Source organism: Mycolicibacterium tusciae (assembly GCF_002086795.1).
In the GTDB taxonomy this organism is placed as follows: Bacteria; Actinomycetota; Actinomycetes; order Mycobacteriales; family Mycobacteriaceae; genus Mycobacterium; species Mycobacterium tusciae.
In genome coordinates this window covers 1-11,749 of record NZ_MVIM01000036.1, presented here as the reverse complement: position 1 = coordinate 11,749, position 11,749 = coordinate 1, and the positions used below count along the sequence as shown (strand labels likewise).

Genomic DNA, 11,749 nt, shown 5'->3' with positions numbered 1-11,749 from the left:
TCGAACGCAGGACACCTTGGTCATACCTTGGCCGGGGTCAGACCGAGCCGGTACAACGTCGAGTAACAGTCTTCACAGACTTTCCCGCACGTGGTGGGGTGGTTGGGGGTGGAGTTGATTTGGCGTACTCCCAACGGTGAAGTTCGGCTTCAAAGCTGTTGCGTCCGCCTTTGCCGCCAGCGAAGCGGGTGGTGAAGACCATGCCGTTGTCGGTCAGTGTCGAGTATGGAGTGCCATGTTGGGCAACGGTCTTCCTGAACTCGGCGGCGACGGTGTTGGCGTGACGCGGCGGTGGGCGGTCACCGATAGCGCCAGGCGTGAGCAGTCGTCGAGCCAGCACAGGATTTCGAGGTGGATGCCGTTGGCTAGGCGCCAGTGGGTGAAGTCGGCTTGCCAGCGTTCGTTGGGTTGGGCTGCGGCGAATCGGATGTAGGACGACTTGGGCCGTCTCTGCGGTGTGGGTTCGACCAGGCCAGCGGCGTGCAGGTGGCGGCTGATCGAGGCGGTTGAGACGGCCAGCTGGTGGTGATGTCGTAGGTGCCAGGCGATGGTGTGGGGCCCGCCGTCGAGTCCTTTGCCGGTCAGGGTCTGGCGGAGCTCGATGATCAGGTCGATCGTGGTCTGCGCCAGCCGTTGTGGGCTGGTGAGTGGGCACCGTGAGCGTGGTTCGAACGCCGCATCGCCTTCGAGGGTGTAGCGCCTGATCAGTCGTGAGATCCAGCCTTGGGAGATCCCGTAATCGCGGGCGACCTGCGATTATGAACGGCCCTCGACGAGCACGGCGGTGATACCCAAGCGAACCTTCGACACCAGCTGAAACTGGCCGATTCACCTATTCCGATGTCCTGAAACACCACACTGTCCCCGCTACTAGGTTGGATGGCCCTCGGAGATCGACGCCCAAGAGCGCAGCGGGAGCTTCAATGCGAAAAGCTTGGGCTTTCCATTGATCCGGGGGCCGTTTGCATACCGTCATCAGGGCGTTAAAAGCTGGGAGTCGCCGACGAAAAACTCACCGTCCGCTGCCGCCCCGTGTTCGCTGTATTCGGGCCGACGGAGTGAAAGCGTCCCAGGCTTCGTCATCAACCGTTGATTACACGTCAAGAAGCGCGTCGTCTGCGCGGCACAAGCGGAAGGATTCAATTTGCTTCGGCGAAGAGTTGTTCCGCGATCGCGGACGGCGCGAGAATGGGCACCCTCGGAATCGACGGATCGTCGGGCCGTACTGCTATGGTCGCGACGTCCCTGACGCTCGTAGTACCGTCCCACCGTGGTGGACCTGGCCTATGACGACCGCGGCCGCGGTGACGCTGTGCTGTTCATTTCTGGCCAGGGGGGTGTGGGCCGCACATGGCAGGTCCACCAAGTGCCCGCGTTCCTCGCGGCCGGCTACCGCGTAGTCACTTTTGACAACAGGGGAGTGGGTGCGACTTCGAATGCTGACGGTTTCACGACGGCAACGGCGGTCGCCGATACGGTGGAGTTGATCGAGAAGCTCGATCTCGGCCCAGCGCGTCTTGTTGGGGTCTCAATGGGCTCCTATATCGCCCAGGAATTGATGCTCGCCCATCCCGGGCTGGTGAGCCAGGCCGCCTTGATGGCTACCAGGGGTCGGCTTGACTGCGCACGTGAATTCTTCGCGACGGCCGAGAGAGATTTCGCAAATGCAGGCATCCAGCTGCCGCCCAGCTATGAAGCGAAACTACGTCTGCTCGACGCGTTTTCACCAAAGACACTGAACGATGACAGGGTCGTCCAGGATTGGATCGACACTTTTACGATGTGGCCCACTATGTCGACTCCCGGAGTTCGCGCGCAGTTTGCCATTGCGCCCGTGAACAACCGGCTGCCCGCCTACCAAGAGATCACTACACCGGTGTTGGTCATCGGGTTCGCCGATGATCTGGTCATGCCCCCCCACCTCGGAGCCGAGGTGGCAGGCGCTCTTCCGAAGGGAAGGTATCTGGAGATCGGCGATACCGGCCACCTGGGATTTCTCGAACGGCCGGACGCAGTCAACTCGGCAATCCTTGAATTCTTCGCTCATGGGCTCTAGAGGTACGGAATGAAACTCGTTTTTTGCGGCCCTGGCGGCGCGCTCGAAGGCGACCGCCTACGCCCGCTCGCGGCTGCGTCGCCGGTCTACTGCTCCAGCGCCTTCTCGGCCCGCCGCGGTGTCCTCCGACGAGCACTCTCACCTCAGCTAAACCAGTGGCGGGGACGGATCCTCCTCCAGTCGCGAGACGTCGTTTCTGGATTGACACGGAAAAGTTACGGATCTATGTCGGCTGGCCGTCTGCGCCTCCGCGCACCGCATTGGAGTGCTGTCATGCAACTTCCTCCGCAAACAGGCGTCCAGCTTGTTGCGAGGAGGTGAAGCTATACCACGACACAGCCGAGGCTGGGCCTTTTGATGTAATTTGCGGGCGGTGCGGAATGTTCGTACCGTGCTTCAACACAAGCACTGTGCATCGATCCCATCTCACGTTGGGAACAAGTCGAGTTGGGAAGCAAATGGCATGCTTTACTCAAAGCGCTGGTCGCGCGCGCCGACGTCCAGCTACGTTTGAGGACCCGCGTATTCTGGCGAGTCACCAGCGACGCGAGTTGACGTGTACGAGCGAATAGCAAGTCGCCGGTACGGCCATAAGGGAGGGGTTCGACCATTTTCCGGGTTTTGATGCGGCTATGGATTCCGATCCTAGTGCTGGTTGTGCTCGGCGCTGGGGGCTTCACCGTGTCGCGGCTACACGGCATCTTCGGCTCCGAGAATCGCCCCTCGTATGCCGACACGAAGGTCGAGGACAGCAAGCCCTTCGATCCCAAACAGCTGACATACGAGGTGTTCGGGCCGGCAGGTACCGTGGCTAACATCAGCTACTTCGACGAGAACGCTGAACCCACGTTCGTTGAGGGAGCAAGCTTGCCGTGGTCGTTGAAATTCGACATCACCGAAACGTCGGCTGCGGGAAGTCTTCTGGCGCAAGGTGATAGCAATAGCATTGGCTGCCGCATCCTCGTGGACGACGAGGTCAAAGCGGAAAAGACGTCAAATCAGGTAAACGCCTTCACATCATGTCTGCTTACGGCCGCATGATCACCAAGAGCGAAGAGCGTACCGAGCGACCTAGAGTGGCGCGCACGATCCATCGATTCTCGGTGCTCATCATTCTCGCCTGGGTGTTGGTCACCGTCGTCCTCACGGTCGCCGTCCCACCTTTGGAGCAGGTCGAAAGAGAGCATGCGGTAGCGCTGAGCTTAGAAGATGCGCCATCGTTCAAAGCCTCCCAGCGAATGGCTGAAGCTTTCGACGAGACTTCTTCCGGCGCTTTGGCGGTGATCGTCCTCGAGGGTGAGGAACCGCTTGGTGACGATGCGCACCGGTACTACGACGATGTCATTCGTCAGCTGAGAGACCGACCGGACCACGTTCAGCACATTCAGGATTTCTGGGGAGATCCGCTCACGACTGACGCAGCGCAAAGCGCTGACGGCAAAGCCGCATATGTTCAAGTCAATCTGATTGGTCAACCCGGCCAGGCCGAGGGCAACAATTCGGTCAAGGTCGTTCAGGACATCCTGGCTCGCACTCCGGCGCCTCCTGGGGTCCAGGCGTATGTCACCGGGCCCGCAGCGATCGTCGCCGACATGGGCGAGAGCGGCAACCGAACAGTCATCTTGATCACGGCAGTCAGCATCACCGTGATTTTTGTAATGCTGCTACTGGTATTTCGTTCGATCACTACCACGATCGTCATATTGCTGAGCGTCGGGATTGAATTGCAGGTGGCCCGAGGAATCATAGCGTTTCTCGGTCTTCACGGCGTTGTCGGGCTAACCACCTTCGTTGTCAACCTTTTAGTTTCTATCGGGATCGCGGCCGGCACAGATTACGGGATATTTTTCTTTGGGCGATATAAAGAGGCGCGTGAAGCCGGTGAGGACCGCGAAACGGCTTTCTACACCACCTACCGCGGGGTGGCCAAGGTTGTCCTGGCCTCAGGTGTCACGATCGCCGGCGCGATCTTCTGCCTGAGCTTTACGCGTCTGCCCTTCTTCCAACCCCTGGGCGTCCCGGGCGCGCTGGGAATCGTGGTCGCCGTCGCAGTGGCCCTCACGCTGGTTCCTGCCATTCTGGCTGCAGGCAGTCGTTTCGGCTTGTTCGATCCCAAACGGCAGATTCACACTCGCGGGTGGCGACGGGTTGGCACAGCTATTGTTCGGTGGCCCGCACCCATTTTGGTCGCCACCGTGGCGATCTCGCTGATCGGATTATTGACGCTGCCGGGCTACACGCCCAGCTACAACGACGTCAAGTCTCTTCCGCAAGATATCCCCGCCAACCAAGGTTATGCGGCCGCAGCGCGACATTTTCCAGAATCGCGAATGGTGTCGCCTGATCTGCTGATGATCGAGTCCGATCATGATATGCGGAATTCCAGCGACCTTCTGATATTGAACAAGGTGGCCAAGGCCGTCTTCGCCGTCCCAGGCATTGCGAACGTGCAATCGATTACTCGTCCGCAGGGAACGCAGATCGCGCATACGACGATCCCTTTCATGATGAGCGCACAAAACTCCGGCCAACTCTTGGGACTGCCGTTCCAAAAGGATCGCATGGAAGACATGCTCCAGCAGGCCGACGAGCTGACATCGACGATCAACATCATGCAGCGTATGTATGGATTGATGCAGCAGATGGTTGCCACGACTACCCGCATGGTGGAAACCACTCATGAACTGCAGGAGGTCACGAGTGAGCTTAGAGATCATCTTGCGAACTTCCAGGATTTCTTTAGACCGATCTTCAATTATCTTTACTGGGAGCCGCATTGCTACAACATTCCCATCTGCTTTGCAATCAGATCCATAGCTGACTCGCTGAACGGTGTTGACGAGATCACCGTCAAAATGGAGCAGCTCGTGCAGAATCTCGATCAATTGAATGTACTTCTTCCACAAATACTCGTGCAGTTCCCGCAGATGATCGCGACCATGGAGAGCACCCGCACAATGATGCTGACCATGCACAGCACCATGTCGGGCACCATCAGCGCGATGGAGGAAACGAGCGATAACGCGACTGCAATGGGAAAGGCGTTCGACGCCGCCAAGAATGACGATTCCTTCTATCTACCGCCAGACGTATTCGAGAACGAGGACTTCAAGCGCGTCTTGAAAATCTTCCTGTCGCCGGACGGCAAGGCCGCGCGCATGCTGATTTCGCAAAGGGGCGATCCCGCAACGCCTGAGGGTGTCTCGAGGGTGGAACCGATTAGGGTGGCGGCCGAGGAAGCGCTCAAGGGCACACCGCTGGAAAGCAGCAACATCTACCTTGCGGGCACTGCGGCGGGCGTGAAAGACATCGTGGACGGTTCCAAATACGACCTGTTGATTGCGGCAGTCTCTGCACTCTGTCTGATTTTCATCATCATGCTGCTCATGACGCGGAGCTTTATCGCCGCCCTGGTCATCGTCGGTACTGTGGCGCTTTCTCTTGGTGCGTCCTTTGGTTTGTCGGTGCTGATCTGGCAGCAGCTACTCGGCATTCAGCTGCAGTGGATGGTCCTGGCGATGTCGGTGATGGTGCTGTTGGCGGTCGGCTCTGATTACAACCTTCTGCTGGTGTCGCGGATGAAAGAGGAAGTTGCAGCAGGAATCAACACCGGCATCATCCGTGCGATGGGCGGCACCGGCCGGATCGTGACAGCCGCCGGTCTCGTATTCGCAGCGACCATGGCGTCAATGCTGGTAAGCGACCTGCTCACGCTCGGTCAACTCGGCGCCACCATTGCCGTGGGTCTGGTGTTTGACACACTGATCGTCCGCGCATTCATGACACCTTCGATCGCCGCGCTGTTGGGACGGTGGTTCTGGTGGCCCCAAAAGGTGCGCACCCGCCCCGCTAGTGGACTACTTCGGCCTATAGGGCCGCGTCCTCTCGTGCGTTCCTTGATGATGAGGGACTAGCGAAGGTCGCATGAGCACTGGACACCGTCGCCGTCCGTTCTTTGCGCGGACCATACGCAGGTTTTCGCTAGTCATCATCCTGGCCTGGCTGGTGTTGATTGTGCTTTCGACGCTGGCGTCCGTCAGCGGAAACTGGGCGGCCGCAATCCCATCGTTGGAGAAAGTCGCGGAGGAGCATTCCGTTTCGTTGATGCCCCAGGACGCTCCGTCGGTAAAGGCGATGACGCGCATGGGTCATGTCTTTGAGGAATCCAGTTCGGATAACTCCGCGATGATCGTATTGGAGGGACAAGAGCCGCTCGGTGAAGACGCGCATCAATACTATGCCGGCCTCGTCAGCGATTTGCGAGACGATCCGAACCATGTGGCGCACGTGCAGGACATGTGGGGTGACCGCCTCACCTCGTCGAGCGTTCAGAGCCCCGACGGCAAGGCCGCATATGTGCAATTGAATTTGATCGGCGACCAAGGAACACACTTGGGAGACGAATCGGTGGACGCGGTCCGGAATATCGTTGATCGGACGACCCCACCGGCCGGGGTCAAGGCCTATGTAACTGGACCGGGACCGCTTGCTTCGGATATGCAACGCAGTGGGAATGATTCCATTCTGAAGATCACCGTCGTGACTGTGGTGATCATTTTTGTCGTTCTCCTTCTCGTGTATCGTTCCATCGCCACAGTGATTGTGTTGTTGGTGATGGTGGGGTTTGAATTAGCGGCGGCGCGTGGTGTCGTTGCTTTCCTCGGCCACAGTGATGTGCTGGTGCTGTCGACTTTTGCTGTTAATATGCTCGTTTTTCTCAGCATAGCGGCCGGAACAGATTATGGAATATTCTTTTTCGGTCGGTATCAGGAGGCGCGTCAGGCCGGGGAGGACCCGGAAGCTGCGTACTACAGCATGTACCGCGGAGTCGCGCCCGTTGTTCTGGCGTCGGGTCTGACGATCGCCGGCGCGATCTTCTGCCTGAGCTTCACCCGATTGCCGTACTTCCACAGTATGGCGATCCCGTGCGCCATCGGCATGCTTGTATCGGTCGCTGTTGCGGTGACACTAGTGCCGGCGGGTGTGGCTATTGGAAGCCGATTTGGCTTGCTGGAACCCAAGCGAAAGATTCGCGTACACAGATGGCGCGGCATCGGCACGGCGATCGTCCGCTGGCCCGCCCCGATTCTGGCCGCCTCACTTGCGCTCGCGTTGCTTGGTGTAGCGACCCTGCCGGGATACACAACGAGCTATAACGACCGGCTGTATATTCCCGATGACATTCCAGCCAATCAGGGTTACCTCGCCGCTGAGCGTCATTTCTCTCAGGCGCGGTTGATGCCGGACATTCTGCTTATTGAATCCGATCGTGATATGCGCAATCCTGCGGATTTTCTGGTATTGAACAGATTGGCGAAGGCAATCTTCAATATTCGTGGGATTTCTCGGGTACAGGGCATAACCCGGCCTGAGGGAACGCCGATCGGCCATACGTCGATTCCGTTTCTCCTCAGCTTGCAAAGCGCCAGCCAAGTGCAAACGTTGAAGTTTCAAGAAGAGCGAATGGGCGATTTGCTCCGCCAGGCCGACGATATGGCGACGCTGATCCGAATACTGCAGAGTCAATATCAGCTGTTGCTGCAGATGAATGATGTAACGCACCGCATGGTCGGCCAAACTCATGAGCTTAAGGTTGTCCTGGACGAGACGCGGGATAATATGGCTAATTTCGACGATTGGTTCCGGCCAATCCGAAATTACTTTTACTGGGAGCCACATTGCTTCAATATCCCAATCTGCCATGCATTGAGATCCATATTCGAGACGCTCGACGGCGTTAACATTATTAGCTCCAAGGTCGAGCGTCTGCTCGAGCATCTGGATGAGATAGATGTGATCATGCCGCAGCTGACTGCACAGCTCCCGCACATGATCTCCAGCATGCAGAGCATGCGAACCATGATGCTCACCATGCATAGCACCATGTCAGGCATGCTCTCCACGGTGAACGAAACGAGCGAGAACGTGACGGCGATGGGGCAGGCGTTCGACGCAAGCCGAAACGACGATTCCTTTTACTTGCCTCCGGAGGTTTTCGAAAACGAGGACTTCAAACGAGCGATTAATTCGTTCTTGTCCCCTGACGGAAAAGCGGCCCGCTTTATCATCTCTCACATCGGCGACCCGGCATCAGCCGAAGGCATTGCACGGATCAATCAGATAAAGGCGGCGGCCGAGGAATCCCTGAAAGGGACACCGCTCGTAAACGCCGAGATATCTATTGCGGGAGCCGCATCCACCGCGAAGGACTGGCATGACGGGTCGACATGGGATCTATGGATCGCTGGCGTGGCAGCGCTTTGCCTGGTTTTCGTCATCATGCTCATAATTACCCGAAGTTTCATAGCGGCCCTGGTAATTGTGGGGACGGTCGCGCTTTCGTTGGGTGCATCGTTCGGTATCTCGGTCTTGCTTTGGCAATACATTCTGGGCATCAATTTGCATTGGATGGTCCTCGCGATGTCGGTGATCATCCTTTTGGCGGTTGGCTCTGACTACAACCTGCTGCTGGTTTCCCGGATGAAGGAAGAAGTCAGCGCCGGCATCAACACGGGGATTATTCGTGCGATGGGCGGCACCGGCAAAGTCGTCACCACGGCGGGGGTGGTCTTTGCGCTGACAATGGCTTCGATGGTGGTCAGCGACTTGCAGATCATCGGCCAGATCGGAACGACGATTGGGCTCGGTCTGCTGTTCGACACCATGATCGTCAGATCTTTTATGACACCTTCCATCGCCGCCTTGCTTGGACGATGGTTCTGGTGGCCGCAACGTGTGCGACCGCGTCCCGCCAGCTTCCTCCTTGAGCCGTTGGGGCCCCGCTGGGCCGCGCGGCGATACCTGTTAGGGGAGAGGGACCGCGGCGGCGAGGACCCGGTCACGGCCCCAATTCCGAGGCCGTCTCGCTAGCTGAGACCGAAGCGCAGCGCGGCGTAACGTTGGTCGGACGCCGGCCGATATTTGTAGTGACGCCTCGCGAAGGTTCGATACATCACGGGCGTGGTAGCTGAGCGCCGATGATGGGTAATCTCGGTCGTAGCTTCCAATGGTTCGTCAAGAGTGGTGCATATAAGGGAGGGCTCCAACACATGAGCAAACTGTCGATGACCAGGCTGGCTGTCGCGGTAGGGGGTCTGGGAATGTCCCTGGCCGCCGGGGTGGGAGTGGCGTCCGCACAGCCTGATCTGGGTCTGGCCGTCAACACGACCTGCAGCTACCCGCAATTGGTTTCTGCACTGAACGCGCAAAGCCCGGAAGCCGGCGCGGCGTTCGATAAACAACCGATGCTGAAGGCCGGTTTGCAGCAGTTCCTCGCCTCGGGGCCGGCTCAACGGCAGCAGATGGCCAGCCGGATTGCGGCCGCACCATGGGCGCAGCCGTACCTGGGTTCTATCCAACAGGCCTTCAGCACTTGCCAAAATTTCTGAGCTGCCGATGCCTACACTGGGCCTAACGCTCGGTTTACGGCAACTTCCGCAGTTGCTGGGTGGGTCGAGCGGGCTACTCGCGTGGAGTAGCTCGCTTGGTTGGCCCTGCAGGCATGTTGGCCGCGCGCCCTATCGATCGGCGCTGTCCGCATAGTGAAACCTCACATGGTGTGGGGTTAAGCGTCTAGGCGGACGAACCGACTGGTCCGGTAATGGTCGACGCATGCCCCTCGGCGCACCTTGCCACTTGTGGTAATCGGAATCGAACCCGGTGTTACCAGAACCACATCTGCGACGGTGAGGCCGTGGGTGTTCGAGATCGCCGAAGTCGCCTCACGCTTGACCGTGGCGAACTTGTGCATCACCTCCTCATCGGAGTCGCCGCGTTTCTTGGTTTCGATGATAAGGACGAGCTGTTCCGTGTCCTCGGCCGGAACGGCGATGGCCGCGACCCGGCCTCCAGATACCTCCTGAATTGTCGCCTCGATGTCGTCGGGAGAGTGGTTGCGCCCGTAGACGATCAACATGTCCTTGATGCGACCGACGATAAACAAATCGCCCTCGGTGACGAACCCCAGATCCCCGGTCCGCAGCCAGGGCCCCCGTGGTGTGCCCGCCGACGGCGCGTCAAGCATGGCGCCGAAAGTGCGCTGAGACTCTTCGGTCTTCTGCCAATAGCCCACAGCGACGTTGTCGCCGTGCACCCAGATTTCGCCGGTCGTTGCCGGTGGGCACTCCGTGTGGGTGTCGGGATCGACGATGCGCACGGCGGGCGACTCTGTGAGCGGATATTTGATCAACGGTGTGCCGCCTCCGCTGGTGCGGCGTTTAGCCTCACCGCCGGCCAGTCTGTCGGACTCGAAGTCGACGATCGAGGGTGGTTGACCTGCTGTGCTTGTGGCCACGAACAGCGTTGCTTCCGCAAGCCCGTATGAAGGTCGGACTACCGAGTCATGCAAATTGAATGGCGCGAACCGCTCGGTGAAGCGTTTGAGTGTCGCGGGGTGGACCCGTTCACTCCCGCTGCAGATGGCTACAACCCCGCCGAGATCAAGTCCGGCCATGTCCTCGTCTGAGGTTTTTCGTGCGGCGAGCTCGAACGCGAAATTCGGTGCCGCTGAAAATGGATGGGTGTGGGTTGCGAGTAATTGCATCCACCGGGCCGGCCGCTGCAGAAACGATACCGGGCTGGTAACCACAGCGGGGAGTCCCAGCAAAGTCGGCGCACAGATTCCGAGTACCAAACCCATGTCGTGATAGAAGGGCAACCACGAGACAAATGTCGTGTCCAGTGGTGGAACGCTTCCGTGGTTGGCCCAAAAGGCTGGCAAAAGCTGCTTGAAATTGGCTAGAAGGTTCCTGTAGGAAATCATTGCTCCGGCCGGATTCCGGGTCGATCCAGATGTGTATTGCAAGTAGGCGGTCGCTTGTTGGGCATCTTCCAGGCCGTCGGATCGCGTCGCAGCGTCCAGGTCCAACAAATCAACCTCGATGATTACTGGGGCGGGCTTGCCTGACTGCGGCCTGACATGTGAGGCCACTTCGCCGGCGACAGAGGATGTGGTGAGAACGGCGGTGGGCGAGGCATCGCGCATTACCGAATCCACACGTTCGTCGGTGGCGCCGCCTAGCGGGACCGACAGCGGAACCGCGATCAGTCCTGCCTGTAGTGCACCCAGGAAAGCAACGATGTAATCCAGTCCCTGCGGCGCCAATATGACGGCGCGATCACCAGGTGCGGCAAACAGTCTGAGCTCACGTGCGACGTTCAGCGCTCGCCGATACAGCTGAAACCACGTCAAGCTTTCGGGAACGCCTGCCCAGTCCTGGTCGTAATCAAGAAAGGTGAATGCTGTGTCATCGGGCTGAAGACTGGCACGCTCGCGTACTAGAGCCGTAAAGGACGTAGCAACCACCGCACGAGGTTACCGTGCCCGTCGTCGCTGCACCCTTCGATAACAGAAGAAGTTGTAACCGTCTATCGTTCTGCCCGATCAGGCAAAGGTAACTGGTCAGAATGATCATTGCTGAATGAAGGTGGCGGATAGGGATGCCGGCGCAACACACCTCCAGCATGCACATGCCGTTCAGCGCCCCAAGGCTGCAGACCAAACCATTCCGCATCGAATTGCTGCAACGATTGGATAGCCTTGCCGGGTGCCTGACGCATGGGCATACAACTCACCTTCAGGGAATTCTTTGCCCAACATGAACAACACACCTTTCACTCCGGTTGCTGTGATCGGCATGGCGTGTCGGTTGCCCGGCGGTATCGACTCCCCTGAGCGGTTGTGGGAGGCGTTGC

General features: G+C 58.7%; 7 protein-coding genes. 6 read left to right on the top strand and 1 reads right to left on the bottom strand.

Translation table 11 applies throughout. The annotated features are described in order from the left end of the window. Window positions 1–1,273: 1,273 nt before the first annotated feature. From BST47_RS29755 to BST47_RS29735, 5 genes are all read left to right on the top strand, one after another. Window positions 1,274–2,056: an alpha/beta fold hydrolase gene (locus tag BST47_RS29755; protein WP_083129339.1), complete on the top strand. Its 783-nt coding sequence runs from the start codon at window positions 1,274–1,276 to the stop codon at window positions 2,054–2,056. 624 nt (window positions 2,057–2,680) lie between these two features. After that, complete coding sequence (locus BST47_RS29750; RefSeq protein WP_107529130.1) at window positions 2,681–3,097, top strand: MmpS family transport accessory protein; 417 nt, start codon at window positions 2,681–2,683, stop codon at window positions 3,095–3,097. Then, a complete protein-coding gene (locus BST47_RS29745; RefSeq protein ID WP_083129338.1) occupies window positions 3,094–5,970 on the top strand; it encodes an MMPL/RND family transporter in 2,877 nt (958 codons plus the stop codon). Before BST47_RS29750 ends, BST47_RS29745 begins: the two co-directional genes overlap by 4 nt. A 10-nt stretch (window positions 5,971–5,980) precedes the next feature. Further along, window positions 5,981–8,926: an MMPL/RND family transporter gene (locus tag BST47_RS29740; RefSeq protein ID WP_083129335.1), complete on the top strand. Its 2,946-nt coding sequence runs from the start codon at window positions 5,981–5,983 to the stop codon at window positions 8,924–8,926. Window positions 8,927–9,105: 179 nt separating this feature from the next. Continuing rightward, window positions 9,106–9,444, top strand: a complete 339-nt coding sequence (locus BST47_RS29735) for a hemophore-related protein (protein WP_083129337.1) — start codon at window positions 9,106–9,108, stop codon at window positions 9,442–9,444. Window positions 9,445–9,620: 176 nt separating this feature from the next. On the opposite strand, the gene BST47_RS29730 is transcribed toward BST47_RS29735, so the two are convergent. Further along, window positions 9,621–11,360: an AMP-binding protein gene (locus tag BST47_RS29730; protein ID WP_083129334.1), complete on the bottom strand. Its 1,740-nt coding sequence runs from the start codon at window positions 11,358–11,360 to the stop codon at window positions 9,621–9,623. Window positions 11,361–11,652: 292 nt separating this feature from the next. Here BST47_RS29730 and BST47_RS31735 point away from each other — a divergent pair. Next, the coding region (locus tag BST47_RS31735) for a beta-ketoacyl synthase N-terminal-like domain-containing protein (RefSeq protein ID WP_420094072.1) at window positions 11,653–11,749 on the top strand (97 nt) is incomplete at its 3' end.

Bases quoted from the DNA above. Each gene is read 5' to 3' on its own strand.
- BST47_RS29745 (WP_083129338.1), top strand. From the start codon at position 3,094: ATGATCACCAAGAGCGAAGAGCGTACCGAGCGACCTAGAGTGGCGCGC.
- BST47_RS29735 (WP_083129337.1), top strand. From the start codon at position 9,106: ATGAGCAAACTGTCGATGACCAGGCTGGCTGTCGCGGTAGGGGGTCTG.
- BST47_RS29740 (WP_083129335.1), top strand. From the start codon at position 5,981: ATGAGCACTGGACACCGTCGCCGTCCGTTCTTTGCGCGGACCATACGC.
- BST47_RS29750 (WP_107529130.1), top strand. From the start codon at position 2,681: ATGCGGCTATGGATTCCGATCCTAGTGCTGGTTGTGCTCGGCGCTGGG.